We start from the raw sequence: 25,314 nt of genomic DNA, 5'->3' as shown, positions 1-25,314 counted from the left end.
CATGCTATGCCCGTGTCATGTGAAAGGCCAGAGTAGTTCGTCATTTCTCATTTTGGGTCGAATTACTCCGGTGTATTGCCCCAAATGCCGGTTAGCCACGGAGGTTTCGATAGGCACAAGGTGGTGACGGTTTCACCTAATGAACTATTCACTCGCCCGGCTGTGCTTCGCGCAGGCCGCGAGCCGTCAGGTCGTGCAGATGGTCCAGCCATCCCTCCGGCGCCGACCGGAACCCGACCGACTGTGTGGGGGACCGGTCGACGGCCGCGCCGATGTCCTCGACCGTCAGGCCCCGAGCCGCCAGCCACTCCGCCGCGCCGGGGGCGCTGGTCTCCAGCGTCTGGTTGATCGCGTGCAGCATGTAGTCGGTCAGCCGACTGTGACCCCAGTCCTCCTGAGGCACGGGGAAGGGGTCGCCGGGGGCGGGCTCGGGTCCGAAGGCGTCGTACCAGACGTCGCGCAGCCACTCGTCGGTCATCCACTGCGACTCGGCCTCCGACTCCGGAGGGAAGGACGACTCCCGGATATGGACGGCGAACTCCTCACGGAAGGCGTGGTAGCTCCCGGACGCGTCGTTGGCCAGACGCACGGGCGCCTCCTCGACAGCCTCGATGTACAGGGCCGGCTCATCGTCCGCCAGCGCGAATCCGCCGCCGAAGATCAGTTGGAACCTCCTGCTCCAGGGGATCATCCGAAGTCCTCCAGGCGTATGGTCGAGGGTCTCTGCCGGTCCACCGGATAGCAGGTGGTCAGCCGCCACCCGTTCCCCGTTCTCGTCAAGATGATCGTCGCTCCCGGATCGTCGCCGCTGGCGATCGGGTCGTCGGGCACGCCATAGACCTGCCCGTGGCCCCGGCGCATGGCGTACTTTCGCGCGGCGAGCCAATCACGTCTCGTCGTCTTGGTGCCGGCGCCGGCGGCCCGGTACCCGAAGGCGTCGCCGGCTCTCAGATCGGCCTGCTCGGCTGAGATGTGCAGCGCGACCTTGGTCTCGTCGTCCGTGTTGTCGGTGAGATACGCGTCCAGGCCGCCGGCGGCGGTACGTGCGTGCTCCAACAGTGCTTGTAGCGGCTTCGCCATCGCCTCGGGGGAGGTGAAGCCGCCGGTCGCCGGGCCGGACCAGTGCTCTGTGACGACAGCTCCCGACGGGTCGACGTGCCACGGCCACTCGCCGGTGGGGTCCTTGAGCCAGAGCAGCCGCGCCAGCTGGGCCTGGTCGGGGATCTGCGGCCCGTGCTGCTCGACCGCGTGGCACTCGTCGGCGGCGAGCAACTCGACGCCGCCTGACCGATGGTCGTCGGTGAAGCCAGCTCGGGAGGCGGCGATCGCCTCGTCGGCGTCGCGCTGGAGGACCGTCGCGACGCCGGTGGCGTCGTCGCGGGTAAGGGTGGCGCCGCGGTGGACGCCGGCGAGCAGGTCGGCCACGTACTCGCGGGCGAACCCGTCGGGGAACAATCCGTCGAGGCTCGTGGCCGGGGCGACGGGGGTGAGCGGCGCGACGGGCCCGAGGCCGTGCAGCGGCGCCAGCAGCGCGAGCAGGGCGTGGATCTGCGTCACGTACGGCTGCCGCGCCTCGGCCAGCAGGCCGTCGAGATCGCCGCCCAGCCCGCGCCCGACGCCGTCGACCTCCTGGGCGAGGGCGGCCACGTCGATGACGTGCGCCGGCAGCCGGACCGCCGCGAGCTCGCCCGTCACCCGGCGCACCCGCTGCTCGATCCGCGCCACCATGTCGGCCGTGCCGCGTTCCACTTCCACACAGGTGCGCAGCAGGCCTTCGACGGCCGATCGCAGCTCACCGCGGTCGGTCGAGCTCGGCAGCGCCACGGGTCCGACGATAACCGACGCCTTGCGTCAATGCAGCGGATCGGCTCAGTCGTCGTCGCGCTCGAGGGAGTCGCGGACGAGGCGCCGGATGAGGACCTCGACGAGCATGCGGTCGTCGTCGCGGAGGAGTTCGAACAGGTCGACGAGGTCCTGGGTGCGGGCCGGCTTGGGCCGGTGCTCCACCTCGGGCTCGCGTGACGGCGCCGGGCCCTCGAGATGCTCCATGCCGGCCGGCAGGGGTGCGGAGTGGAAGACCGCGAGCGACTGCGTGCAGCGGGTCATGGCGACGTACAGCAGCCGCCGGCCGAGCTCGGTGCCGTCGCCGATCTCGGCCGGCTCGACCAGCGCCACGGCGTCGAACTCGAGCCCGCTGACCTGGTCGGCGGGGAGCAGCGTGACCGGTTGGCCGAGGTCGCCGTCGCGGCCGTCGCCGGCCTTGATGCCGGCCGCGCTGCAGTAGCGCAGGACCTCGTCGTAGCGCGCCGGTGCCACGACGACGCCGACCTTGAACCCCGTCCCGGCCGCCGCTTCGCCCGCGGAGATCGCCACCGCGACGGCGTCGCCGGGGTCGACCCGGCGGACGAGCGGGGTGCCGAGGCCGTCGCGCAAGGACTGTGCGAGGTCGAGCGTGCCGCCGTCGGCCAGCTGCCGGCGCGACAGCTCGACGACCGGGCGTGGGACGCGGTAGCCGAGGCTCAGCGTCGCCTCGCGAGCCTCGGACGCGAAGTAGCTGGTCAGCTCGCTCCAGGTGTCGTGCTTGCCGGGTCCGGTGGAGCACTCGAGATCGCCGACGAGCGTGACGTCGCGGCAGCGGCGGGCGATGGCGCGCGCCTGCATGGGCGACAGGTTCTGTGCTTCGTCGACGACGGCGTGCCCATAGCGCCGCGGCGCCCGGCCCAGCAGGTACGACAGCTCGTCGAGCAGCACGAGGTCGTCGACGGTCCACGGCTCGTCGTCGGCGGACGCGGCCGGCTCGCGGTACAGGACGTCGCGCTGGCCCACCTTGAGGAGGTCGTCGGCCAGGCGCTCGAGCAGGGCAGGGTCGGCGTAGAGGTCGCGCAGCAGGCCTTCGGGAGTGCCGGGCCCGGCAGGGTCGTCGATCGACTCGACCAGGCGGCGCAGCACCATGGCCATGACGGCGGAGCCCTTGACCCGTGCGGCCTCGGCCTTCGTGTCGCGGCCGCGCCGGCGCGCCGGGCCGGCGTACAGCGACGCGATGTCGGCCGTGACCGCGTCGACGCCGAGGCACGGCAGGGCGTCGCCGATGTAGCTGCGCAGCGCCGGGGTCGGCACCACGACCAGCAGCCCGGCCGAGCGGACGCCGTCGTCGTTGGTGGCCAGCCATGCGGCGCGGTGCAGCGCGGTGATGGTCTTGCCGGTGCCGGGCCCGCCGCGGACGACCAGGACGCCGTCGGCCGGCTCGCGGACGATGCGGTACTGCTCGGGCCGGAGGGTGGCCGTGGCCTCAGCGATGGTCCCGGTGCGGAACTGCTCGAGCGCGGCGACGACGACCTTGCCGACGACGGGGCGCTGGTCGCGGTCGGGGCTGACGTCGGCGGGGACTCCGTCGGCGATCTCGTCGTGGACGGCGATGACCTGGCGGCCGCTGACGGTCACGACGCGCTTGAGCGTGACGCCGGCCGGGTCGGTGGCGCAGGCCTGGTAGAACGCGCCGGCCTTGGGCGAGTGCCAGGCGATGACGACGGAGTCGCCGGCGTCGTCGCGGACCTCGATGCGACCCACGTAACGTGAGCCGCCGGCGTCGTCGACCCGGCCGAAGATCAGCGGCCGGTCCGGCGCGTCGTCACCGAGAAGGGCATACGAGCGGTCGAGCCGCTGCTGCTCGTCGTCGAGAGCAGGGTGTGTCGTCACGTCTGTCCTTCCTCACCACGATGTGCCGGGTTCGACGTCGACAGCTGGCGACCTACCCCGCGGAACCTCCCGCGCCGTTGCGGTATTTGACCATGATTGCGCAGATCCCCGTCCGGGTCAGGCGAACGATCGGAAAGATGGCTTCCAGTGACCTCGTCAGGGTGTCGGGACCGCTCCGCCGTCGTGCCGGCCGAGCACGAACGCGATGCGCTCGGCGTCGGCGTCGCGGCCCTCGAGCCGCAGCTCAACGGCCCAGCGGTGGATCGCCTCGACGTAGGCGCGGTAGCGGTCCGCGCGGCGCCGCGAGCTCGCCAGCCGGGTCGTCCCGCCGATCATGAGAGTTCTGTTCAACGTCGCGTACACCCGGTCGTCGAGGACCAGCGGCTGCCAGGTGCGGCCGGCGACGTAGCCCGCGCAGGCCCACCACCGGCTCGCCTGCGACTGGCCGACGCCACGCAGCGTCCACGCCCGGTGGGCGGCCTCGAGGCTCCCGTCCTGGATGCTCTGGGCCGACCGGAGCGTGCGGACGGCGTCGCTCAGGATCCGGTGCGCGCGGCCGGGATCGGTGAGGGCTCGCGCCGTCGCCCGCAGCGTCGGGTTGGCCGCCGCGCCTTCCGACGCCCAGGCCATGGTCAGGACGAACGCCTGCAGCACCTCGCGCTCGTCGGCGACGTCCATGGCCCGGCAGGCCGCCCGCACGTCGGCGAGCGTGACGGTGCGGTCCTTGGCCTTCGACTCCGCGAGCGGCGCGGTGTACTGCCGGCTGCGCAGCAACGCTGTGATGTCGAGCCCGGCCGGCGCGTGGTAGAGCACGCCCTTCCACGTCGCCGGCCGGAACCGCACCGGCCTCGGCTGGACGTCGCGATACTTGTCGATGAGCGCCGGAAGGGCGGCGGGCAGCGCGGTGCTGACGATGCGCGCCATGGCGTCCCCCGTGGGCCGCGGATGTGTGCAATCAGGACATTACGCCTGGCGCCGAATGATGGCCTCCGAATTCAGCGGCTGGGTGGGGCGCCTCCGTTGTGGTGGAACAGCACGAACTCGATGCGCTCGGCGTCGATGTCGAGGCCGGACATCTGGAACTCGAGCGCCCAGCGGTGGACGGTCTCGACGTAGGCGCGGTAGCGGTCGGCCCGGCGGCGCGAGCCGGCCAGCCGGGTGGTCCCGCCGATGCGCAGGGTGTCGTTGAGCGTGGCGTAGACCCGGCTGTCGAGGATGAGCGGCTGCCACTCGCGCCCGGCGGTGTGGCCGGCGAAGGCCCACCACTTGCTCGCGAACGACTGCCCGACGCCTGGGAGCGACCACCAGCGGTGCACCTCTTCCAGCGCGCCGTCGTGGAAGCCGGCGGCGTGGCGCAGGACCTTGGCGGAGTCGCTGAGCACGCGGAACGCTCGACCGGGGTCGAGGACGGCCTTCGCGGTGTTGGCCTGGTTGCGGCCGCCCACCAGCCCGGAGCCCCACGCCATGACCAGCACGAACGTCCGGAGCACCTCCTTGGTGTCGTCGACGTTGAGGGCGGCGCAGGCCGCGCGCACGCCGTCGCGGCCGATGGTGCGGTCGTGCGTCTTCGACCCCGGAACGGCGCGGGTGAAGCGCCGGTGCGTCAGCAGCGACGTCACCTCGAGCGACTCAGGGACGCGGATGAGGGCGTTCTGCCACGTGCTGGGCCGGATGCGCACGGGCTTCTGCTCGACGCCGGCGTACCGGTCGAGAAGGTCGCGCAACACCGGCGGCGGCATGCTCATGGGCTCAACGTAGGCGGAGGCACTGACAGGATCGTGATCATGACGGCGGTGCGATCGGCCCGGGCCCTCCTCTTCGACGACGGCGGCCGGCTGGTGCTGATCAAACGGGTGCGGCCGGGACGGGGGCCGTACTGGACGACACCGGGCGGCAAGCTCGAGCCGTCGGACGACTCGCTCGAGGCGGCGCTGCACCGAGAGCTCATGGAGGAGCTCGGCGCGACGGCGCAGGTGCTCGGCCGGGTCCACGTCGTCGAGCCGACCACTGAGCACCCGACTCGCCAGCACGTCTTCCTCGCCCAGCTGCTGACGATGGACCCGTCGTTGCGCTGCGGCCCCGAGCTCACCGCCGGCCACCTCGTCGACCACGTCCCCGTCGACCTGCTGCACACGATCGACCTGCGGCCGCCCGAGCTGGTGCCGCTCGCGCAACAACTGGCTCGGAGTCAGTCCGTGTAGTGGGCGAGGAGGTCGCGGGCGAGATCGGTGCCGGCGTCCCTGAGCCCCGTCGGGGAGTTGACCCAGGTGTCCGGCCCAGCGACGAGGAGCAGCAGCCCGAGCCGCTGCTCGACCGGGGGCAGGAGGTGGGCCCGCATGCGGATCATGTCCTCGTCGGCGCCCAGCACCTCGACGGACTCGGAGAAGCGGTCGACCACCCAGCGGCTGTCCTGAGGGGTGACGAGGTCGACGGCGGCGGTGCGGCGGTTGGCGGCGATCAGGTCGTCCGCGTTGGCGGGGCGGTCGAAGCCGGCCGCCAGCACCGTCGCCGATCGCACGCCCGACAGCAGGAAGGTGCCGACCCGCCCGTCGAAGGCGCCGTCCTCGACGAAGCCGGCGTCGAGCTCCCAGCCACGGCGGGTCTTGACCAGGCGGTACGGCTCGACGACGTGGGTGCGGACGCCGGGCTGCCAGGCCCGGGCGTAGGTGAGCGACATCCGCCGCCGCGAGCGCAGGGCGTCGCCGACGGACGCCACGAGGTCGCCCAGCCAGGCGGTCCGGCCGGACACACCGGTCCCGAGGCCGGCCAGCACGGTCGCCGTCAGCGCGTTGAGGGCGCCCTCCAGAGCGGAGTTCCCGGGCTCCACCGCGAGCAGGTCCTGTCCCGCGCGGTAGATGCGGGCCAGTTCGCCGACGGTGACGTAGTCGGCGCCGATCTCCTCGGTGGGCCGCGGCGAGGCAGACACGAACTCCGCGTCCGTCGGCTCGACGTCGGCGCCGTCGGCGTCGTGGAAGCGGATGCTGGTCTGCCGGATCGCGTTCGGGCTGAAGGCGGGGTCGACGTCGGCGCGGAAGTAGGCGCGCAGCTCCGCCCGAAGCGTCGCGGCGTCGGTCCCCAGCTGCTCGGCGAGGGCCGCGATGGGCAGGCCGCCGGCGTGCAGGGACAGCTCATTGAGCGCCCGGGTGACGCGGTCGAACCGGCGGACGTACTGCGGCGTGCTCATGCCGGGCTCACCATGGGGATCACCGTCGTTCCGGAGCGGTCGGGCCGACGAACCGGCGCAGCTCGGCGACGATCTCGGCGACGACCTCGGGCGGCGCGACGACACGGGCTCGGCGGCCGAGCTCGTAGAGGCGGGCCCGGAACGCCGCGCGATTGGTGACCGGCACGGTCAGCCGCACGCCGTCGTCGTCGTCGCCGTCTCCAAAGACAACGTTGCGAGCCGACGGCGTGCCCAGCATGGTCGCGACCTGCGGCTCGTGCTCGGCCGTGGTCTCGACGGTGACGTCGACGCGCGGGTCGCGGTTCCACGTGATGGGGTTGAGCTGGTCGGCCGTGACGTCGCGGAGCGGGCCGACGGTGCCGGGTGGGTCGAGCGACACGTCGGACATGCGGTCGGTGACGAACCACTTGGTGTCGGCCGACCCGATCTCGTGGCCGTACAGGTACCAGCCCGACGCGCCGGGGCGGACCAGTTGCGGGCGCACCACGCGCGGGCGCCCCTTGTAGGTGAAATGGATGAGGCAGCGCCGCTCGACGGCGTAGGCGGCCTCGGTGAGCGGGTCCGGTGCGGCGGAGGCGGGCGTCCCCGAGCGGACGAGGCCGGCCTCGTCGGAACCCGGCTCCGGCAGGTCGCCGAGCCGGTCGCGGAACCCGGCGTCGCCGGCGACGAGCGCCGCCCGGACCAGCTCGACCTGGTGCTCCGGCGCCAGCTCGACTCGCAGCCGGGTGTCGCGCGCGTGCAATCGGTAGACGGCGTCGACGCCCGGCCCGGCGACGTTGCGGATGTCCCAGCCGATGGCCGTGAGCGCGGTGACGTCGCGGGCGAGCTGGCGCTGCGCGTCGTAGGCGGAGTCGGCGCCGTACCGGCCGACGGCGACCAGCCGCGCGGCGGGCAGCCCGGCCGGCTCGGCGGACTCGAGCACCAGCAGCAGCCGGGTCAGCCGCTCCAGCGGACCGAGCTGGTCACGTCCTCCTGGCATGCATGCCCTTCGCCGCCCGACGGGGTCGAGCCGCAGCCTAGGCGCCACCCCGGACGGAACGTGGCAGGCGACGCAACGCTCGTCGCCGGCCGCTCGCCGCGCAACCCGGCAGGGAGTTCGTCCGTGGACCGACCCGTACGGTTCGCGGCGGGCTCGTGTAGCTGCTCCTCGCCTTCCGAGGCTAGTCGGCGAGGCTGTGGACGACGTCAACCATCTCCAGGTAGCCATCCGTCGCACTCCACAGCTGCTGATCGGGGTAGTCACCGTCACCGTGGTGTTCACGTCGCCAGTCGCGGTCCCAGTAGTGGTCGCGGACGGTACGCAGGTGATCGCGACAGGCGGTCAGCTCGAGCCGATACTGCTCGGCCCGCTCTTCGTGCGGAGGGCTCGGCAGCCGGAAAGACTCTGCCTTCCCCCGCGACAGAGCGTCGAGTGCCGCCGAGTCGATGCCGTCGGCGGCCGACCAGAGCCGCAGCGGACGCTGGATCCTGTGATTCCACACCGGCCAGGCCGCCGGTCGCCACCGAGCCGACACCGGGTTCCTGCCGAGATCCAGGACGTAGCGGAGCCATCGGCACGCCGCGGGCTGGGCGCCCCAGGTCAGTTGTGCTGCGGGTAGGTCGAGGACGATCGCAACCTGCACGACGTCGAGGTCGCCGGCGTCTTCCAGGATCTGGCCGAACGCGTAGGCCGCCACCAGCACGCGACCCTCCTCGGCCCGCTGAGCCGTCCGATCACAGAGCTCGAGCGTGGTGCGCAGGTGCCGGATTCCGGTGCTTCGGTGCATGGTCACTCCTCGACGCAGATGCTCGAACCTCCGGTCCGACGCTAACGGTCGTCCTGTTCCGCGGCCCGCACGCGCCGCGTCCCCGCGCGCGGAAATCCGATGGAGTTCTGTCGGAGGCCGCCCGTATCGTCGAACCATGGCATCCGGCCCCGCAACGACCAGCGGCTCCATGGGGGAGCCCGCGGCAGGAGGTGGTGCGCTTCAACGCCCAGGGAGGTGAAGGCGATGGACGCCGAGCAGGAACCGACCGATGACGTGAGGCGCATCGACGACGCGACCCGGCGCATGCCGGCGAGCGTCAGGGACACGCTGTCGTGGCTGGCGCACGTGCTGGACGCGACGCTGCCGCTGCGTGCGGCCGAGGACCACGACGAGTTCGCCCGCCGCGTGCTGAGCGGCACCACGAGCGCCGACGGCGCCGGAGTCGTCGCCGTCCGCGAGCAGCTCGGCCCGTTCACCGCGCCGCTGGTGGCCCGGGTGCTCGCCGAGGACCTGCGCGCACACCCGCCGTTCGCCCTCGCCGGACTCGAGAGCGACGAGAGCCCTCGCTGGGACCGCCTCCAGCTCGCCGACGCCGTCGAGACGGTGCCGACGTCGCTGGTCGCGGCGTTCGCGGCGGGAACGCTCGACGCGACGGCGCCGCTGGTCGTGGCCATCGACGCGCGGTGGTCGTCCAAGGAGCTGATCGTGCACGCCCGCGCGGGCGACGTCGAGGCGGCCGAGGCGTATCTCCACAGCGTGGTCGAGCGCGGCCGCGGCCCGCGCAACTACTTCAAGGGCCGTTGCCTGCAGGTCCGCGCCGACCACAGCGGCTTCCAGGTCGGCACGGTCCCGGTGCCCGAGGCGACGCGCGACGGCGTCATCGTGCCGGCGGCGGTGTGGGCCGAGATCGACCTCAACGTCGCCGGGCTGTTCCGCCGTCGTGCCCTGCTCGAAGAGCTGGGCCTGGGCACCAACCGCGGGCTGCTGCTGTTCGGCGCGCCGGGCACGGGCAAGTCGGCGCTCTGCCGGGTGCTCGCGGCCGAGCTGGCCGGCGAGGTCACGGTCGTGTTCTGCGACGCCCGCACCATCGTCGACTCCATCGAGGCGGTGTACGAGGAGCTCACCCGGCTCTCGCCCGCGCTGGTCGTGCTCGAGGACCTCGACCTCGTCGTCGGGCGGCGCCGGCACGGCAACGACGTCGGCCTGCACGGGTTCCTCGCCGCGCTCGACGGCGCCATGAGCCGGCACCAGGGCGTGGTCACCGTCGCCACCACCAACGATCCCCAGGTGCTCGACGACGCCGCGGTGCGGGCCGCGCGGTTCGACCGCACCATCGAGGTGCCGCTGCCCGACGCCACGCAGCGCCGGGCCATCCTGCGCCGCTACCTCGGGCCGCTGGCGGCCGCCGTCGACGCCGGGACCATCGCCGCCGGCACCGACGGAGCGTCGGGTGCCGACCTGCGCGAGCTGGTGCGCCGGGCGGTGCTGGCCGACGGCGACGAGGTGACGACGGCGACGCTGCTGCGGTTCGTCCGCGACGGTGCGTGGGAGCCCGAGACCGGGGCCGGACTGTACGTGTGACGTCGGTCAAGTCGCACGTCAGGGACCGGCCGGATCGCTACAATATCCACTGGACGTACACCCCGCCGCTGCAGTGAGGCAGCTGGACTCCGGCCGACCTGCCCGCACCCCCAAGACCGAGCAGGTCGACCGAAGCGAGAGGACGGTACGACACACCCCGGACAGATCGAGAGCCGCGACCCGGCGAGTCGGGTCAGGGAGGCTGCCGCAGTGCGCCAGGACCGACGTTGACGGCCCGCAAGCAGGTCGGCATCTGGTCGATCGGTCCCTCGGTGTACCTTCCGTCGCTCCTGTTCGGCATCGGTCAGGGCGCCATCGCCCCGATCATCCCGCTGACGGCGCGTGACCTGGGCGGCTCCGTCGCCACCGCCGGTCTGATCGTCGCGCTGCTGGGCGTGGGCAAGATCGTGGGCGACCTGCCGGCCGGTGTCCTCGCGGTCCGGCTGGGGGAGCGGCGGGCCATGCTGTTCGCGCTCGTCGTCGTCCTGGCGGCGCTCACCGCCTGCCTGCTGGCGCCGTCGGTGCACCTGCTGGCGGTCGCGGTCGTGCTCATCGGCATCTCGTCGTCGGTGTTCGGGCTGGCCAGGCATGCGTACGTCACCGAGGCGATCCCGTTCCACCTGCGTGGCCGGGCGCTGTCGACGCTCGGCGGCATGCAGCGCATCGGCCTGTTCGTGGGCCCGTTCCTCGGCGCGGCGGTCATGAGCCGGCTGGGCCTCGCCGGCGGGTACTGGGTGCACATCGTGGTCGCGGTCGCCGCCGCCGTCGTGCTGATCGTGGTGCGCGAACCCGAGATGGCCGACGGCGGCAGCGAGCGCGCCGAGCTCCAGCCGTCCGGCAAGCCCGACAGCACGGCCCGCATCATCCGCCGTCACCTGCCCATCCTGCGCACGCTCGGCTTCGGGGCGCTGCTCATCGGCGCGGCCCGGGCGTCGCGGCAGGTCGCGATCCCGCTGTGGGGCGAGCACATCGGCCTCGACCCGGCCACCGTGAGCCTCCTGTTCGGCCTCTCCGGCGCCATGGAGATGCTGATCTTCTACCCGGCCGGCTACGCCATGGACCGCCTCGGCCGCCGCTGGATCGTCGTCCCGTCCATGGTGCTGCTCGGCCTGTCGCTCGTGCTGCTGCCGCTGACCAGCGGCATCGCGACCTACACCGCCGTCGCCCTGCTCATGGGTTTCGGCAACGGCCTGGGCAGCGGCATCATCATGACCATCGGCTCCGACGTCTCTCCCGAGGTCAGCCGGGCGACCTTCCTCGGCGCCTGGCGGCTCTTCGCCGACCTCGGCAACGGCGCCGGGCCGGTCCTCGTCAGCGTCATCACCGCCGCCGCCACCCTGGGTGCCGCCATCGCGGCGGCCGGCGCCGTCGCGTTCGTCGCCGCCACCCTCATGGCGCGCTGGGTCCCGCGGCACGGCGCCGCGCCGTGACCCGAGGGGCCCCCCGGGGCCGGGGCGGAGCCGACGGTGCCGGTGGGGTCCCGGCCCGGCTCCTGCTGACGCTGTCGCTGGGCACGCTGCTCAACCCGCTGAACTCGTCGATGATCGCGGTGGCGCTGGTCAGTCTGCAGCACGACTTCGGCATCGGCATCGCGACGACGACCTGGCTCGCGTCGGGGTTCTACGTCGTCGCCGCGGTGTGCCAGCCGCTGATGGGCCGGCTCGCCGACCAGTTCGGCGCGCGGCGGCTGTTCATCGGCGGGCTGGTGGTCATGGGGACGGCGTCCGCGCTGGCGCCGCTCGCGCCGTCGTTCGGGTGGCTGCTCGTGGTCCGGCTGGTGCAGGCCGCGGCGACGTCGACGGCGTACCCGTCGGCGCTGATCCTGGTGCGGGCCGCGGCGGGCAGCGGCGGTGGTGCCGGGCCGCCCGCCCGGGCGCTCGCCGTCCTGTCCGTCGCCGCGTCGGGGAGCGCCGCGCTCGGCCCCGTGCTCGGCGGACTGCTGATCGCCGTCGCCGGCTGGGAGGCGGTGTTCCTGGTCAACGTGCCGGTGACGCTGGTGGGGATCGTGCTGGCGATGCGCGTGCTGCGCGGCGTGACGGTCGAGCAGGGCCGGCGGATCGGCCTGCGCGAGCTGGACCTGCCGGGGATCGCGCTGTTCAGCGGCCTGCTGGTGGCGCTGATCTTCGCCGTCCTGTCGTTCGCCGACGAGCCGCTGTGGTGGCTGGTCCCGGTGGTCGCCGTGCTGGGCGTCCTGCTGGTGCTGCGCGAGCGGGCCGTGGCCGAGCCGTTCCTCGACGTGCGCGGACTGGTGGCGAACCGGGCGCTCAGCACCGTCCTCGTGCAGCAGGGCGGCATCAACCTCATCTTCTACTGCATCTTCTTCGGCATGCCGATCTGGCTCGAGAACGTCCGCGGCTTCGACCCGGCGACGGTCGGCCTGCTGGTGCTGCCGACGACGGTCCTCAGCATCATCGTCACGCCGATCACCGCTCGCGCGATCCGCCGGCACGGCCCGACGGGACCGCGGCTGCTGGGGCTCGGGCTCATGGTGGTGGCGGCGTCGGCGCTGCAGCTGCTCGGCGACGCGACGCCGGTGGTGCTGCTGCTCGGGATCGCCGTCCTGCTGGGCGTCCCGAACGGCGTCAACAACATCAGCCTGCAGACGGCCCTCTACTCGGCGGCGCCGGTCGGCCGGATGGGCGCCTCGGCCGGGCTGTTCCAGACCTTCCGCTACCTCGGCGCGATCGCCGCGACCAGCGTCCTCGGCGTCATCCTCGAGCAGAACCTCTCGACCGACGGCCTGCACGACGTCGGCCTGCTCATGACGAGTGTCGCCGTCGTGCTGTTCGTGCTCGGCCTGCTCGCCGTGCGCCGCCGCTGACACGCCCGGCCGGCGAACGGTCACTCGGTGGCGAGGGCGACGATGGTCCGCAACAGCACGTTGGCACCGCGCTCGATGTCCTCCCAGCTGCTGTGCTCGGCCGGGGAGTGACTCCGCCCTCCGGTGCTCGGAATGAAGATCATCCCCGTGGGTGCGATGCGGCTCATGTTCTGGGAGTCGTGGCCGGCACCGGACGGCATCCGCCGGGTCGAGTGCCCTTGCGCGGAGGCCACCGACTCGATCAGGTCCTGGATCCGCGGGTCGAGCGGGGCGGGATCGGTGATGCTGTCGCGCGTGTACCGGACCTCGAGATCGTGCGCGGCGGCCGCGCGCCGGGCCGCGTCGACCAGCGCCGACTCGAGCGCCTCGATCGACGATCGGCGCACGTCGCGGAAGTCGAGCTGCAGCCGGGCGAGGGACGGCACCACGTTGGCCCCGCCGGGCTCGACGGCGATGATCCCGCACGTCGCCACGGCGGTCTCGCTGATGGAGGCGGTCACTGCCGGTAGCCCGGCCAGGAACTCGCCGGCACCTCGGAGCGGGTCGCGGCGCAGGCGCATGGGAGTCGTACCGGCGTGATCGGCCCGGCCGATGAACTCCAGCGCTCCGCCGCCCATGCCGACGATCGACGTCACGACGCCGAGGTCCGTGCCGGCCGACTCGAGGACGGCGCCCTGCTCGATGTGCAGCTCGACGAAGGCGTGCACAGTGCCGGGTGGCACGGTCGTCCGGGTGGCCGCGGCGACGTCCCAGCCGAGAGCGTCCAGCGCGTCGACCAGGCGGTCGCCGTCACGCCCTCGGAGTCGCTCCAGCTCGTCCGCCGCGTAGGGCCGCACGAGCGCGGTCGAGCCGAGAAGATGGTGATAGCAACCCTCCTCGTCGGCGAACACCACCATCTCGACCGGCCGTCGCAGCGGGACGCGCGTCTCCGCCAGGCGCCTGACCACCTCGAGCGCCGCCATGCTGCCCAGGGCGCCGTCGAACCGGCCACCGTCGGGCACGCTGTCGATGTGCGAGCCGGTCCACACCGCGGCCTGCTCGGAGGCGTCCGGGGCGGGCACCGTCACGACGATGTTGCCGATGCCGTCGGTCCGCTGGCTCAGCCCGGATGCCTCGCACTGGTCGCGCAGCCAGGCTCGCGCGGCGGCGTCGGCGGGGGAGAAACTGGTCCGGCTGACGCCGCCGGACGGCTCGGCGCCGAAGGTGGCGAGGGTCTCCAGGGTCGCGCGCAGCCGTGCGCCGTCGATGGTCAGGTCGTCGTCGCTCATGCCCGCCCCCGTGCCTCGACGACCGGTGCCGGTTCGTCGTCGCTGAAGTAGGGGTCGGTGGCGCTGGCCGGCGGCGGCGCCGTGAGCAGGCTGACGACGACCATCAGCACCAGCGAGGCGGCGAAGCCGGGCACGACCGGGTCGACCGACCCGATGTCGCCCCACTGCCGCCAGCCCACCGTGCCGGCCAGTCCGCCGAGCATGGCCGCGATGGCGCCCTCGCGAGTGGCGCGCCGCCACAGCACTCCGGCGACCACCGGGACCAGGAAGACCGCACCCATGAGAGCGCTGAAGAGCGCGACGATGAACTGCACCAGTTCACCCGCGCCGAAGCCGGTGAGCACCATGACCATGGGCACGATGCCCACCACCACGGTTCCGATGCGTCCGATGAGCACGCGGCGCTCCGGTGAGCCGCCCGGCCGGATGACGCCGTAGATGTCGTGTGACAGCGCGGTGCCCGCGACGAGCAGCACCGACGAGATGGTCGACATCATGGCGGAGGCCACTGCCACCAGCAGCAGGGTGCCGAGGAAGACCGGCAGCGCATGGACGGCGAGCACCGGCATCGCCTGGTCGGCGGTGCTGAGCGCGGGGAAGAGCGTCCGGCTGCCGAGCGCGAGGACGAACACGAGCGTGTGGGCGAGGCCGACGAGCACGATGACGAAGCCGATGCCCTTGCGGATGGTCGCCATGTCCTTCATCGCGTAGAAGCGCACCAGCTGCTCGGGCCGTGCCACGGCCCCGAGGAAGAAGGCCAGCGACAGCGTCAGCAGCAACGACGGCGCCATGCCGTCCCACGTGAACGTGACCGGGTTGGCGCTGTCGACCAGGGCGAGCATGGAGCTCAGACCGCCCGTCTGGCCCAGGACCATCGGGATCGCCGCGGCGGCGCCGACGATCATGATCATCATCTGGAGGAAGTCGGTGTAGACGACGGCGAACATGCCGCCGATGGCGGTGTACGCCAGCACGACCACCGTGAATCCGATCATCCCGGACTCGACGGAGACGCCGAACAGCGCGTTGGCGATCAGTCCGCCGGCGATGACCTGTGCCGAGATGTAGACGACGAACGCCACCAGGATGATCAGAGCCGCGACGACCCGGGCGCCGCGGCTGTAGTAGCGGGCCTCGATGAAGTCCGGCAGCGAGATCTTGCGCTGCCGCGTGAACCGGGGCGCGATGACCGCGACCATGATCCAGTAGGCCAGCGGGAAGACGAACACCACCCAGGCGAACGACCAGCCGACGGCGTACATGATGCCGATGGTCCCGATGAACAGACCGGAACTCATCTGGGTGGCGGCGATGCTCGCGCCGCCGACGGCCCAGCCGAGCCCGCCGCCGGCGATGTAGAAGTCCTCGTCGTTCCTCGTCATGCGCAGCCCGAAGTAGCCGAGGGCGAGGGTCAGGACGAGGTAGCCGAGGAGTACGGCCCATTCGGTCATGGCGTCATCCGTTCTCGCGGCGGTCGCCGGTCCGTCGCGACTCGCGTCGGTTCAGGGCGGCCATCCAGCCGAAGTAGGCGAGGGTGAGCACGATGTAGATGGCCAGGTAGCCCCAGAAGACGAAGCCGGCCTCGAAGATCGACATCAGAGCCTCCGTCCGGTGGACGCGGCGCCGGTGGCACCGGTGCCGGTGTCGTCGGCGCTCGGATCAGCGGCGCCGGGGTCGTCCGCGCCCGAGCCGCCGGCCGCGCGGGCACGACCGCGGGTGAACGAGAGGGCCAGGGCGGTGCCACCGGCCAGGAGGGTCAGGAACAGCGCCAGGTTCACCCAGCCGCCCAGGGTCAGCAGCGGGGCGTTGCCCGTGGTGCCGACCGAGCGCACCAGCGAGGGCACGGCCGGGGCGTCGTAGGTGATCTCGGCGCGGCCGCCGGAGGCCGACACCCTCTCGGGATTGGCGGGGAAGCCCTCGACGTAGTCGTACCCGGGAGCCAGCCGCACCGTCGCGGTGAAGACGCCGGGCTCCGTCGTCGCGGCGGGCAGGTCGAAGGCCAGCACGGGGACCTCGGTGGTCATCCGGTCGCCGTCGACCACGCCGGCTGTGGGAACGACGTAGCCGATGGTCAGCTCGGCCTGGGCCCCGGGTTCGAGCGGCTCGTCCAGGGTCACCGTCACGGTGGTCTTCAGATCGGCGGTCTCGACCGAGGTGTCCAGCCGGTCGCCCCCACCGGACGTGACCTCGACGTCCTCGACCGGAACGGCGCCGGTGCCGCCGAAGTCGAGGGCCGAGAAGGACAGGGTCGTCGCGGGCTCGGTGCCGCCGGCGCCGCCGTCGATGACGTAGGTCAGCTCGACCCGCGCCGTCCCCTGCTCGTCCACGTCGACCGTCGCGGTGGCCTCGCCGAGGGCCGGCGCCGCCGCCGCGGCCGCCGCGACGACCAGGGGCAGCACGGCGGCCGCCGCTCCGGCCGTGGCGGCACGCCGCGCGGCCCGACGGGTCATGGCCGGGTCCCGTCGCCGCCGAGGAAGAGCTCGCCGAGCTTCGCGCCGGCGGCGATCTTCGGTGGCGTCATGTAGGCGCGCCTGCTGTGGGTCAGGCCGAGCGCCACCGTCGACTCCGCGACGTGCAGGCCGGCCTGGGACGGGTTGACGACCGGGACACCGAGCGCCTCGGTCATCTGCTCGGCGACGTCGAGGAAGCCCATGCTCATGCACCCGAGGACGAGCACGTCGGCGCCGTCGTGCTCCACCGCCAGGCGGCCCTGTTCGAGCATGCGGCCCAAGGCGGCGCCGTGGTCCTTGTTGACGTCGAGGACGGAGGTCTCGATGTACCGCACGGACGCGAGAGCGTCGGCGGCCCCGGCTTCCCACGCCAGGCGGCGCAGGGCCGGGACGATGCTGGCGGTCACGGTGACGAAGCTGAATCGATGACCCAGGGTCGTGGCGAGGGCGATGGACGCCGACGCCGGCCCGACGACGAGCATGTCGCTGATCTCGCGCAGACCGTCGAGTCCGGGGTCGCCGAAGCAGCCGACGATCGCCGCGTCGAAGCCGTCGGCCTCGGTGGCGACCAGGAGCTCGGCCATGGCGGGGATGCTCAGGTACTCCTCGTACATCGACTCGATGGAGGCCGGGCCGCGGTCGACGGCGCGGACCTCGACCTCTGTGCCGGGGAACGCCCAGCCGCGGAGCTTGTCCTGACGGCGTTCCACCTCGGCGGCGCCGAGCTCGGTCCGGTGCATCGGCCCGGGAACGAGGTAGGCGATGCGGCGGGTGCCGCGGGACGGGTCGTTCGGGTTCGGTGTCATGGCTGCTCCTCGCGGTGCGTCGGTGCGCGGCCGTCGTCTGAGGACGGGGCGGGGCGGGTGAAGCCGTCGGCGTCGACGACCCGGTGGCCGTCGCGGTAGACGCCGGCGACCTCGCGGACGGCGTCGATGTCCTGGAGCGGGTCGCGTCGCAGCGCGACGAAGTCGGCACGGCGGCCGGGCTCGAGCGCGCCGATGTCGGTGACGCCCATCAGCTCGGCGCCGCGGACGGTACCGGCGAGCAGGGCATCCTCGGCGGACCACCCGTGCTCGACCAGCCACTGCATCTCGTAGCCGAACAGACCGTGCATCGAGTCGGTGCCGAGCGCGATGGGCAGCCCCGCCGCACGGATGCGGCCCACCGCGCTCTCCATGGAGGCTCGCGCCTGCCGGACCTTGGCCAGGATGGCCGGCTCCGCGGCATCGCCTTGCTCGATGCCGGTGGGGTGGAACAGGATCGTGTTGGTCAGGACCAGCCAGGTGCCGTGGGCGACGAGGGCGGCGATGTTCTGCTCGGTCAGCAGCGCGCCGTGCTCCACCGACCGGACACCCGCGGCCGCCGCGAGGTCCACGCCGGCGCCGCCGTGGGCGTGCGCGGAGACCATGAGCCCGAGCTGGGCCGCGGCATCGACGATCGCGGTGATCTCCTCGGCGGAGTAGTTCGACTCCTCCAGTGACGTGTCCGTGGAGGACACCCCGCCGGTGGTGAAGATCTTGATGTGGTCGGCGCCCTTCGCCGCGTTGGCCCGGACCGCTGCGCGGGCCGCGTCGGCTCCGTCGACGCCACCGGCCGCGCTGCCGTGCTTGCCGCTCGGGCTCAGCCCGCGCCCGGCGACCCGTAACCGTGGACCGGCTACCTCACCGGCGGCGACGGCGGCCTTGAAGTGCACGTCGATGTCGTGCTCCTCGGTCATGATCCGCGCGGTCGTGACTCCGGACGCGAGCATGCGGCGCAGGTTGTCGACGCCGCGGACGGTCTGCCAGGCGGCCGGGCGCTGCAACTGGCCGTGCTGATCGCCCTCGCCCGGCCTGATGGTGACGTGGGTGTGGGCGTCGACGAATCCGGGCACGAGGTAGACGTCGCCGAGGTCGACCTGCGCCGCGCCGGGAGGACAGACGTCGGCCGGCGGGCCGACGGCGGCGACCCGGCCGTCCTGGACCAGCAGCCCGGATCCGGCGCGAAGCCCGGGCCGGACGGCGTCGAACACTCCGGCAGCGCGGAAGAACGTCATGTCGGTCATGGCTGGAGATGCACCTCGCCGATCGTCGTGTCGGGCAGGAGATCCGGCCGGGCGACGACGGCGCCACCGGCGTCGCTGCCGCCGAGCCGGTGGACGATCGCCCGTGCGCGATCGCCCGTGGCCAGGACCGGTTCGCCGCCCACCATGGTGGCCGGGACGAACCGGACGGTCAGCCGGTCCCCGTCGGGCGGTGCGACCAGCACGACCACCGAGTCGAGCGTGACGTCGGACCCGAACGCGCTGCGGTACGGCGCTGCCGGCACCCGCATGGGGAAGGTCCCGGCCCCGGCCAGGTCCGACCAGGCATGGAAGATGAAGTTGCCGACGGAGTACGCGATGAGCCCGCCGCGGTGTCGTTCGACCGGATGCAGTTCGTGCGGGTGGTGACCTACGACGAGGTGGGCACCGGCCTCGACCAGAGCATGTCCGGCCGGTCGCTGGTACTCGGCCAGGAGGCCGTAGGAGGGCGCCGCGAACCCGTGCGGGACGCCCCAGTGGACGGCGACGACGACGAGGTCGGCGCTCGCGTGGGCGGCTTCGACGACCTCGCACGCGGCGTCGAGGTCTGCGGCGACGACCGACGTGTGCACGTAGGGCGCCATCCCAGGCTGTTCGGCCGCCAGGACCGGGTCGATCGACACCTGCTGCCGGACCCGCAAGGGCGCCGCTCCGGGCCGGTCGGACGCCGCGGCGAACCCCGGGGGGAGTGCGGCGGACAGGCCGATGAGCGCCACTCGGCCCGAAGTGGTCGTACGGACGGCGGCCGCCCGCGCGGCGGTGTCGTCGGGTCCGGCGCCGACGGCGGCGATTCCGTGGCGGGCCAGCGCGGCCAGGGTGTCCTCGAGGCCCTCGGCGCCGAAGTCGAGGACGTGGTTGTTCGCGAGGGTGGCGACGTCGACGCCGAGCGCCGCGAGGTCCGCCGCCCGGTCCGGTGCCGAGCGGTGGACGAACGCCTTCTCGGCCGGGACGCCGCGTGCCGTGAGCGGGGACTCGATGTTCGCGAACGCGGTCTCCGCGTCCCGGAGCAGTTCGGACAGCCGAGGGTCGACGCCCGCCGGCGGATCCATGACCACGACGTCACCGACGACGGCGAGCCAGGCGGGGCCGAGGGTGTGGGTCCCGAGATGGTCGGACACGGCTGCCTCCTCCCGCTCACGATGGTGCCTGGGAGCCTTGCAAGATTCCGCCGATATGACAAGGGGTGATGGGTGATCGCTCCGAAATGCGAGGACCAAGCGGGTTGAAGTGATCACGCACGCCAGGCATCGGGCTCGATCGAAGGATTTTCTGCCCTGGTGGTTGCCCGGCCGATGAGTCTTTGCAAATATGAGCGACATGTCGCAAGAACCGCCCGCCTGGCTCTCCGGAAGGTTGCCGTCCCTGTCAGCCGGACTCAGCCGGCTCGACGAGCTCGACCGGGCGATCATCGCCTGCCTCCAGTTGAACGGCCGGGCCACGTGGCAGCAGGTCGGGGCGGTGGTCGGCGCTTCGGAGTCGACGGTGTCGCGCCGCGCCAACCGCCTGCTCGCCAATCGCGTCGTGTGCGTCTCGGCGGTGCCCGATCCGGCGCGCTGTGGTCTCGGCACGCCGGTGCTCATGCAGGTGGAGTGCGCCGTCGGCGCCACCACGGCCGTGGCCGGTGTGCTCGCCGTGCGCTCCGACGTGCGGTTCCTGGCCTTGCTCACCGGGTCCCACGACCTCGTGCTCGAGGTGATCGTCGGGTCCCGGGCGCACCTCGCCGACGTCCTGGTCGACCAGCTCCGATCGGTCCCGGGCATCACGCACACCAGCACCGAGACCGTCGTGCGCAACTTCAAGACGTCCTATGACTGGAGCCGCGGGCTCCTCGGCGACCGTGCAGCGCTCCTGGAGCGGCCCCCGGCGCCGAGCGGAGGCCGGGTCTCCCTCGACGCCACCGACCTGCAGATGATCCAGATCCTGGCCGCCGACGGCCGGACGACCATGTCGGAGGTGGCCGCGCGCGTCGGCATCGGCGAGGCTGCCGCCCGCCGCCGGCTCGACGCCCTGACGTCGCAGGGCGCCCTGTGGTTCGCCACCTTCGCCGACCCGCAGGCCATGGGTTTTCAGACCGAGATGTTCCTGTGGCTCGGCGTCGACTTCGCGCGCCTCGAGGAGGTCGCGGCGGAGCTCGCCCGGCATCCCGAGGTGCGCTACCTCTCCGCGACGGCGGGCTACAGCGACCTCGCCTGCGAGCTCGTGCTGCGCGACCTCGACGACCTCTACCGGTTCAACACCGAGGTGCTGGGCTCGCTGCCCGGCATCCGCCGGGTCGAGATGGGCCAGGAGCTGCAGATCGTCAAGCGAGGGTTCCTGACCAGCTCGACCGTGCTTCCCGACATCGCCCCGTACATGCCGCGCTGACCCGTGGCGCCCAGGGGCGGGAGATGAGGTAACCGCATGACCGACACCGTCAAGCCGGCCACCCCCTACCGGTCCGGCCGATACACCGGGTACACGTCCTTCTCCTACCTCGAGGAGGGACGCGACTACGAGGCGTTCGCCCTCGCGCCGGAGCTGGGCCGGGTACCGGCCCACGACCTGGGGCTCGACGAGGACCAGGAGGAGCGCACCCGACGCCTCGTCCGGGACAACATCATCATCAGCCTGCACGACCACCCGCAGGTCTTCCCCGACGACATGAACGAGGTGCGCGCCTACATCCGCACGGGCCGGGAGCGCACCGGCTACCTCGGCCTCTCGCAGTCGGGCATGACGGCCGTCTTCGACAACATGATGGACGGCACCGCGTGTGTCACCAGCAAGTCCGGCTGGAAGTTCGACGACATCGTCTACGACATCGGCATGCGCACGTCCGACATCGCGCACCAGGACTACGTCACCATCGCCCTCGGCCTCGACGACATCCGGTCCGCGCACGAGAACGACCAGCTGGCCATCGTGCTCTGCCTCGAGGCGGCCACGCCCATCGAGAACGAGGTCGACCGCATCGACCTGCTCTACGGCCTCGGCGTGCGCCAGATGGGCATCGCCTACTCCGAGGCGAACACACTGGGGTCGGGCCTCAAGGAGGCCGGCGACGGCGGCCTGACGGTGTTCGGCCACCGCGCCGTGGAGCGCATGAACAAGGTCGGCATCGCCATCGATGTCTCACACTCCGGCGACAAGACCTGCATGGACACCTTCGCGGCCTCCACCAAGCCGGTGCTCATCACCCACGCCGGCGCGCGCGCCCTCTGGCCGACGCCGCGCATGAAGCCCGACGAGGTCATCCGCGGCTGCGCCGAGACCGGGGGCGTCATCGGCATCGAGGCCGCGCCCCACACCACGCTGACCGAGGCGCACATCGAGCACTCCATCGAGTCGGTCATGGAGCACTTCGAGTACTGCGCCGAGCTGGTCGGCATCGAGCACGTCACCTTCGGTCCGGACACGCTCTACGGTGACCACGTCACACTCCACGACGTCTTCGCGGCGAACCTCGGCGTGCACGACGCGCACAAGGGGCCGTCCTACCCCAAGATGCCGTACGTGGCCGGGCTCGAGAACCCGACCGAGTGCTTCCACAACCTCGTCGGCTGGCTGGTGAAGCACGGCTACAGCGATGCCGACATCATCGCGGTCACGGGCGGCAACGTCATGCGGGCACTCGGTGAGATCTGGGTCTGAGCCCGCATGCGTGCTGTCGTCATCGACCGTTACGGCGGGCCCGAGGTGCTCACCGTCCGCGACCTCGCCGACCCCGAGCCCGGGCCCGGCCAGGTGGTCGTCCGCATGGCGGCGTCCGGGCTGAACCGGCTCGACGTGTTCGTCCGGCAGGGGCTCACCGGCCCGGGTGTGCGCCAGCCACGGGCGCTTCCGCACGTCATGGGGGCCGAGGGTGCCGGCACCGTGGTCGACGTCGGCCCGGTGGCCCGCACCGACCTGGTGCCGGGCGACCACGTCATGGTGTTCTGCGGGTTGTCGTGCGGGCACTGCCGCTACTGCCGCCGCGGCGAGACCAGCAGGTGCCCGGCCTACGCGATCCTCGGCGAGGACGCGTGGGGCGTGCAGCGCGAGCTCGTGGCCCTGGATCCCGCGAGCCTGCTCCGGGTGCCGCCGGGCATGTCGTCGATCGAGGCGGCCGCGGTCCCCACCACGTTCACCACCGCCTGGACCATGCTCATGACGACCGGTCGCCTGCGGCTGGGGGAACGGGTCCTCGTGGTGGGCGCCAGCGGCGGCGTCGCCACCGCCGCCATGCAGCTCGCGGCACGGGCCGGAGCCGAGGTGTGGGCCGCCACCCGGAGCCCGGACAAGGCGCGGCGGCTGAGCGAGCTCCCGTACGTCCACCACGTGGTCGACAGCAGCGCGCCGGGCTGGTCGGCGCAGGTGCGCGAGCGGACGGCGGGCCAGGGGGTCGACCTGGTGGCCGACGCCGTCGGCGCGCCGACGTGGCGCGACTCCATCCGCGCCCTGGCGATGGGTGGACGCCTGGTGATCTGCGGGGCGACGGGCGGCGATCGGCCCGACATCAGCATCCGCGAGCTCTACCAGGCGCACCGGCAGATCCTGGGCGCGCCGTTCGGCGGCTGGAACGACTTCGTCGACGTCGTCGGCCTCATGGAACGCACCGGCATCCGCCCGCTCGTCCACGCGACGGTTCCCATGGAACGCACCGGCGACGGCCACCGGATCATCGAGCGCGACGAGCACATCGGCAAGGTCGTGATCGACCTCACGTGACCCGCTGCCGACCCGGCATACCGTTCCATGTCGGGGCGACCTACGCTGAGCGCGGCCAGTCCACCAGCCAGCGAGGAGTTCGGCATGCCCTTCATCGTCGGTGCGTATGCGGCGGCACCCCGGGGCCTCGAGCCCGGCACGCAGTTCCGGACCTACGTGGACGACGTGCTGGCGCTGCCGGCGGTCGACGGGCTGGAGGTGCCGTTCCAAGGAGAAGGTTCCACGTGGAACGATCCGGCCTACCTGCACGCGACCGCCGCCGGCAGTGAGCACGTGCTGACGATGATCCCGGCGACGATCATGGCGCTGGCCGGATCGCCCACTCAGGGCCTCGCCTCGTCCGACGACGGCGGCCGGAAGCAGGCCGTGGAGCAGCTGCGCCGTGCCTTCGAGTTCGTCACCGCCGTCAACGAGGGCCCGGGCGGCACGTTCGCCGCCGTCGAGGTGCACTCCGCGCCGCGGCACCCGTACACGTCCGCCGACGCGTTCCGGGCCTCGCTCGACGAGGTCCTGGCCTGGGACTGGGGCGGCACCGAGCTGCTGATCGAGCACTCCGACGCGCACAGCGACGAGCACGAGCCGGCCAAGGGCTTCCTGACGCTCGACGACGAGCTCGCCGTCGCGGCCGAGCGCGGCATCGGCTTCTCGGTGAACTGGGGCCGCTCGGTCATCGAGACCCGCCGCGTCGCCGGCGCCCGCGAGCACCTCGCCGCCGTGCTGGCGCAGGGCCGGCTCGGCGCGCTCGTGTTCTCCGGGGTGTCCGACGCCGACACGCTCGACGGGCCGGCCTGGGCCGACCTGCACCTGCCGATCCGCGACTGGTCCGGCGCCCCGGTCGCCGCCGAGGCCGCCACCAGCCTGCTCACCGCCGACGAGGTACGGGCCTGCGTCGACGCGGCCGCCTCGCCGCGGTTCGCCGGCGTCAAGGTCTCCTCGCCCAGCACGGCCACGCCGGCCGAGTGCCTGGACCTGGTGGCGGCCAACGTAGCGATCGTCGCCGACGCGGTCGAGCGCGCACAGAGCCGCAGCTGACGCCGTCGCCGATGACGTCACGCACCCGGCGGCACGGGGCCGACGATGCCGCCGGTTGACGTCATGCTCGTGCTCGCGGTCGCCGTGTTCCTGGGCGCCGCCGTGCAGGGCGCGATCGGACTCGGGCTGGGCCTGCTCGCTGCGCCCGTGGCCGCGCTGCTGGCGCCGGAGCTGATGCCGGGGACGCTGCTCTGGCTGTCCATGCTGCTGCCGGTGTTCACGCTGGCCCGCGAGTGGTCGCACATCGACTGGTGGGGGCTGCGCTGGGCGTTCCTCGGGCGGTTCCCGGCCACCGTGCTCGGCGCGTGGATCGTCTCGGTGATCTCGCAGCGCGTGCTGAGCGTGATCGTCGGACTGGTGATCCTGGTCGCGGTGGTCCTCACGGTCCGGACGATCCGGCTGCCGATGACGCGCGGCGTGCTGGTCGCGGCCGGCACGGTGTCGGGCATCTCGGGGACGGCGACGTCGATCGGCGGGCCGCCGCTGGCGCTGGTCTACCAGAGCGAGCTGGGTCCGAAGGTGCGCTCGACGCTCGCGGTGTACTTCCTCATCGGCGCGGGGTTCTCGCTCGCCTCGTTGCGGCTGTTCGGCGAGCTGACGATGACGCAGACGACGGCGGCTCTCTCGCTCTCGCCGCTGCTCGCGGCCGGGTTCGCGGCGGCGTCCTCGCTGCGGAGGGTCGCCGACGGCGGACGGCTGCGGCTGGCGGTCATGGTGGTGTGCGCGCTGTCGGCGATCACACTGATCGTTCGTTCACTCGCCGGCTGACGCGCCGTACCGATTCTG

24 protein-coding genes are annotated in these 25,314 nt (G+C 72.5%); 9 read left to right on the top strand and 15 right to left on the bottom strand.

Annotation, left to right across the window (positions count from 1 at the left end; genetic code table 11):
* Positions 1–148: 148 nt before the first annotated feature.
* The 5 genes from HD601_RS08070 to HD601_RS08050 form a co-directional block, all read right to left on the bottom strand.
* Positions 149–691 (bottom strand): hypothetical protein, encoded by a 543-nt coding sequence (locus tag HD601_RS08070; protein WP_184820857.1) that lies wholly within the window; start codon positions 689–691, stop codon positions 149–151.
* On the bottom strand, positions 688–1,824 hold the full coding sequence (locus HD601_RS08065; RefSeq protein WP_184820855.1) for a hypothetical protein: 1,137 nt from the start codon (positions 1,822–1,824) through the stop codon (positions 688–690). Before HD601_RS08065 ends, HD601_RS08070 begins: the two co-directional genes overlap by 4 nt.
* Positions 1,825–1,869: 45 nt before the next feature.
* The gene (locus HD601_RS08060) at positions 1,870–3,696 is read right to left on the bottom strand and encodes an ATP-binding domain-containing protein (protein WP_184820853.1); all 1,827 of its coding nucleotides are present in this window, start codon (positions 3,694–3,696) and stop codon (positions 1,870–1,872) included.
* Between the two features lie 156 nt (positions 3,697–3,852).
* On the bottom strand, positions 3,853–4,620 hold the full coding sequence (locus HD601_RS08055) for an 8-oxoguanine DNA glycosylase OGG fold protein (RefSeq protein WP_184820851.1): 768 nt from the start codon (positions 4,618–4,620) through the stop codon (positions 3,853–3,855).
* Positions 4,621–4,691: 71 nt separating this feature from the next.
* Complete coding sequence (locus tag HD601_RS08050) at positions 4,692–5,441, bottom strand: 8-oxoguanine DNA glycosylase OGG fold protein (protein WP_184820850.1); 750 nt, start codon at positions 5,439–5,441, stop codon at positions 4,692–4,694.
* 39 nt (positions 5,442–5,480) lie between these two features.
* Here HD601_RS08050 and HD601_RS08045 point away from each other — a divergent pair, with 39 nt between their 5' ends.
* Entirely contained in the window at positions 5,481–5,897 is a 417-nt protein-coding gene (locus tag HD601_RS08045; RefSeq protein ID WP_184820848.1) for an NUDIX domain-containing protein, read from the top strand.
* Here the strand turns inward: HD601_RS08045 and HD601_RS08040 are convergent.
* The 3 genes from HD601_RS08040 to HD601_RS08030 all read right to left on the bottom strand — a co-directional run bounded on the left by HD601_RS08040 (position 5,885) and on the right by HD601_RS08030 (position 8,646).
* A complete protein-coding gene (locus HD601_RS08040) occupies positions 5,885–6,880 on the bottom strand; it encodes a WYL domain-containing protein (protein ID WP_184820846.1) in 996 nt (331 codons plus the stop codon). The genes HD601_RS08045 and HD601_RS08040 overlap by 13 nt on opposite strands.
* 19 nt (positions 6,881–6,899) lie before the next feature.
* Positions 6,900–7,859 (bottom strand): helix-turn-helix transcriptional regulator, encoded by a 960-nt coding sequence (locus tag HD601_RS08035; protein WP_184820844.1) that lies wholly within the window; start codon positions 7,857–7,859, stop codon positions 6,900–6,902.
* 181 nt (positions 7,860–8,040) lie between these two features.
* Positions 8,041–8,646, bottom strand: a complete 606-nt coding sequence (locus tag HD601_RS08030) for a DUF7711 family protein (RefSeq protein WP_425503379.1) — start codon at positions 8,644–8,646, stop codon at positions 8,041–8,043.
* 225 nt (positions 8,647–8,871) lie between these two features.
* Here HD601_RS08030 and HD601_RS08025 point away from each other — a divergent pair, with 225 nt between their 5' ends.
* The 3 genes from HD601_RS08025 to HD601_RS08015 all read left to right on the top strand — a co-directional run bounded on the left by HD601_RS08025 (position 8,872) and on the right by HD601_RS08015 (position 13,030).
* Positions 8,872–10,209: an AAA family ATPase gene (locus HD601_RS08025; protein ID WP_184820840.1), complete on the top strand. Its 1,338-nt coding sequence runs from the start codon at positions 8,872–8,874 to the stop codon at positions 10,207–10,209.
* 227 nt (positions 10,210–10,436) lie between these two features.
* Positions 10,437–11,639, top strand: a complete 1,203-nt coding sequence (locus HD601_RS08020) for an MFS transporter (protein WP_184820838.1) — start codon at positions 10,437–10,439, stop codon at positions 11,637–11,639.
* Positions 11,636–13,030: an MFS transporter gene (locus tag HD601_RS08015; RefSeq protein ID WP_184820836.1), complete on the top strand. Its 1,395-nt coding sequence runs from the start codon at positions 11,636–11,638 to the stop codon at positions 13,028–13,030. Before HD601_RS08020 ends, HD601_RS08015 begins: the two co-directional genes overlap by 4 nt.
* Before the next feature lie 20 nt (positions 13,031–13,050).
* Here HD601_RS08015 and HD601_RS08010 read toward each other — a convergent pair whose 3' ends face one another.
* The 7 genes from HD601_RS08010 to HD601_RS07980 are packed head-to-tail and all read right to left on the bottom strand — an operon-like array spanning position 13,051 to position 19,928.
* Positions 13,051–14,298 (bottom strand): Zn-dependent hydrolase, encoded by a 1,248-nt coding sequence (locus tag HD601_RS08010; RefSeq protein WP_184820834.1) that lies wholly within the window; start codon positions 14,296–14,298, stop codon positions 13,051–13,053.
* Positions 14,295–15,749: a sodium:solute symporter family transporter gene (locus HD601_RS08005; RefSeq protein ID WP_184820833.1), complete on the bottom strand. Its 1,455-nt coding sequence runs from the start codon at positions 15,747–15,749 to the stop codon at positions 14,295–14,297. The genes HD601_RS08010 and HD601_RS08005 overlap by 4 nt, the downstream gene beginning before the upstream one ends.
* 4 nt (positions 15,750–15,753) lie before the next feature.
* Positions 15,754–15,894 (bottom strand): hypothetical protein, encoded by a 141-nt coding sequence (locus tag HD601_RS08000; protein WP_184820832.1) that lies wholly within the window; start codon positions 15,892–15,894, stop codon positions 15,754–15,756.
* Positions 15,894–16,748 (bottom strand): hypothetical protein, encoded by an 855-nt coding sequence (locus tag HD601_RS07995; protein ID WP_184820831.1) that lies wholly within the window; start codon positions 16,746–16,748, stop codon positions 15,894–15,896. Before HD601_RS07995 ends, HD601_RS08000 begins: the two co-directional genes overlap by 1 nt.
* A complete protein-coding gene (locus HD601_RS07990) occupies positions 16,745–17,554 on the bottom strand; it encodes an aspartate/glutamate racemase family protein (protein WP_184820830.1) in 810 nt (269 codons plus the stop codon). The genes HD601_RS07995 and HD601_RS07990 overlap by 4 nt, the downstream gene beginning before the upstream one ends.
* Positions 17,551–18,792 carry an amidohydrolase family protein gene (locus HD601_RS07985; RefSeq protein ID WP_184820829.1) on the bottom strand — a complete coding sequence of 414 codons (1,242 nt, stop codon included), beginning with the start codon at positions 18,790–18,792 and terminating at the stop codon, positions 17,551–17,553. Before HD601_RS07985 ends, HD601_RS07990 begins: the two co-directional genes overlap by 4 nt.
* Complete coding sequence (locus HD601_RS07980; RefSeq protein WP_184820828.1) at positions 18,789–19,928, bottom strand: CapA family protein; 1,140 nt, start codon at positions 19,926–19,928, stop codon at positions 18,789–18,791. Before HD601_RS07980 ends, HD601_RS07985 begins: the two co-directional genes overlap by 4 nt.
* A gap of 190 nt (positions 19,929–20,118) precedes the next feature.
* Between HD601_RS07980 and HD601_RS07975 the strand changes: the two genes are divergently transcribed.
* The 5 genes from HD601_RS07975 to HD601_RS07955 all read left to right on the top strand — a co-directional run bounded on the left by HD601_RS07975 (position 20,119) and on the right by HD601_RS07955 (position 25,296).
* Complete coding sequence (locus tag HD601_RS07975; protein ID WP_184820826.1) at positions 20,119–21,174, top strand: Lrp/AsnC family transcriptional regulator; 1,056 nt, start codon at positions 20,119–20,121, stop codon at positions 21,172–21,174.
* 36 nt (positions 21,175–21,210) lie between these two features.
* Positions 21,211–22,440, top strand: coding sequence for a dipeptidase (locus HD601_RS07970; RefSeq protein ID WP_184820824.1), 1,230 nt, complete (start codon positions 21,211–21,213; stop codon positions 22,438–22,440).
* Between the two features lie 6 nt (positions 22,441–22,446).
* Positions 22,447–23,496: a zinc-binding dehydrogenase gene (locus tag HD601_RS07965; RefSeq protein WP_184820822.1), complete on the top strand. Its 1,050-nt coding sequence runs from the start codon at positions 22,447–22,449 to the stop codon at positions 23,494–23,496.
* Between the two features lie 84 nt (positions 23,497–23,580).
* On the top strand, positions 23,581–24,528 hold the full coding sequence (locus HD601_RS07960; protein ID WP_184820820.1) for a DUF4862 family protein: 948 nt from the start codon (positions 23,581–23,583) through the stop codon (positions 24,526–24,528).
* A 45-nt stretch (positions 24,529–24,573) separates the two neighbouring features.
* Entirely contained in the window at positions 24,574–25,296 is a 723-nt protein-coding gene (locus HD601_RS07955) for a sulfite exporter TauE/SafE family protein (protein ID WP_184820818.1), read from the top strand.
* The last annotated feature ends 18 nt before the right edge of the window (positions 25,297–25,314 follow it).

The sequence above is a fragment of the Jiangella mangrovi genome, assembly GCF_014204975.1.
Taxonomy (GTDB): domain Bacteria; phylum Actinomycetota; class Actinomycetes; order Jiangellales; family Jiangellaceae; genus Jiangella; species Jiangella mangrovi.
The sequence above is the reverse complement of the archived record's forward strand: the minus strand, read 5'-3'. Positions and strand labels throughout refer to the sequence as shown.

What these genes read in the sequence shown, in the direction of transcription:
- HD601_RS08070 (WP_184820857.1), bottom strand. Translation starts at nt 691, where the DNA reads ATGATCCCCTGGAGCAGGAGGTTCCAACTGATCTTCGGCGGCGGATTC.
- HD601_RS08055 (WP_184820851.1), bottom strand. Translation starts at nt 4,620, where the DNA reads ATGGCGCGCATCGTCAGCACCGCGCTGCCCGCCGCCCTTCCGGCGCTC.
- HD601_RS08050 (WP_184820850.1), bottom strand. Translation starts at nt 5,441, where the DNA reads ATGAGCATGCCGCCGCCGGTGTTGCGCGACCTTCTCGACCGGTACGCC.
- HD601_RS08045 (WP_184820848.1), top strand. Translation starts at nt 5,481, where the DNA reads ATGACGGCGGTGCGATCGGCCCGGGCCCTCCTCTTCGACGACGGCGGC.
- HD601_RS08040 (WP_184820846.1), bottom strand. Translation starts at nt 6,880, where the DNA reads ATGAGCACGCCGCAGTACGTCCGCCGGTTCGACCGCGTCACCCGGGCG.
- HD601_RS08035 (WP_184820844.1), bottom strand. Translation starts at nt 7,859, where the DNA reads ATGCCAGGAGGACGTGACCAGCTCGGTCCGCTGGAGCGGCTGACCCGG.
- HD601_RS08030 (WP_425503379.1), bottom strand. Translation starts at nt 8,646, where the DNA reads ATGCACCGAAGCACCGGAATCCGGCACCTGCGCACCACGCTCGAGCTC.
- HD601_RS08025 (WP_184820840.1), top strand. Translation starts at nt 8,872, where the DNA reads ATGGACGCCGAGCAGGAACCGACCGATGACGTGAGGCGCATCGACGAC.
- HD601_RS08010 (WP_184820834.1), bottom strand. Translation starts at nt 14,298, where the DNA reads ATGAGCGACGACGACCTGACCATCGACGGCGCACGGCTGCGCGCGACC.
- HD601_RS08005 (WP_184820833.1), bottom strand. Translation starts at nt 15,749, where the DNA reads ATGACCGAATGGGCCGTACTCCTCGGCTACCTCGTCCTGACCCTCGCC.
- HD601_RS08000 (WP_184820832.1), bottom strand. Translation starts at nt 15,894, where the DNA reads ATGTCGATCTTCGAGGCCGGCTTCGTCTTCTGGGGCTACCTGGCCATC.
- HD601_RS07995 (WP_184820831.1), bottom strand. Translation starts at nt 16,748, where the DNA reads ATGACCCGTCGGGCCGCGCGGCGTGCCGCCACGGCCGGAGCGGCGGCC.
- HD601_RS07990 (WP_184820830.1), bottom strand. Translation starts at nt 17,554, where the DNA reads ATGACACCGAACCCGAACGACCCGTCCCGCGGCACCCGCCGCATCGCC.
- HD601_RS07985 (WP_184820829.1), bottom strand. Translation starts at nt 18,792, where the DNA reads ATGACCGACATGACGTTCTTCCGCGCTGCCGGAGTGTTCGACGCCGTC.
- HD601_RS07975 (WP_184820826.1), top strand. Translation starts at nt 20,119, where the DNA reads ATGAGCGACATGTCGCAAGAACCGCCCGCCTGGCTCTCCGGAAGGTTG.
- HD601_RS07970 (WP_184820824.1), top strand. Translation starts at nt 21,211, where the DNA reads ATGACCGACACCGTCAAGCCGGCCACCCCCTACCGGTCCGGCCGATAC.
- HD601_RS07965 (WP_184820822.1), top strand. Translation starts at nt 22,447, where the DNA reads ATGCGTGCTGTCGTCATCGACCGTTACGGCGGGCCCGAGGTGCTCACC.
- HD601_RS07960 (WP_184820820.1), top strand. Translation starts at nt 23,581, where the DNA reads ATGCCCTTCATCGTCGGTGCGTATGCGGCGGCACCCCGGGGCCTCGAG.
- HD601_RS07955 (WP_184820818.1), top strand. Translation starts at nt 24,574, where the DNA reads ATGCCGCCGGTTGACGTCATGCTCGTGCTCGCGGTCGCCGTGTTCCTG.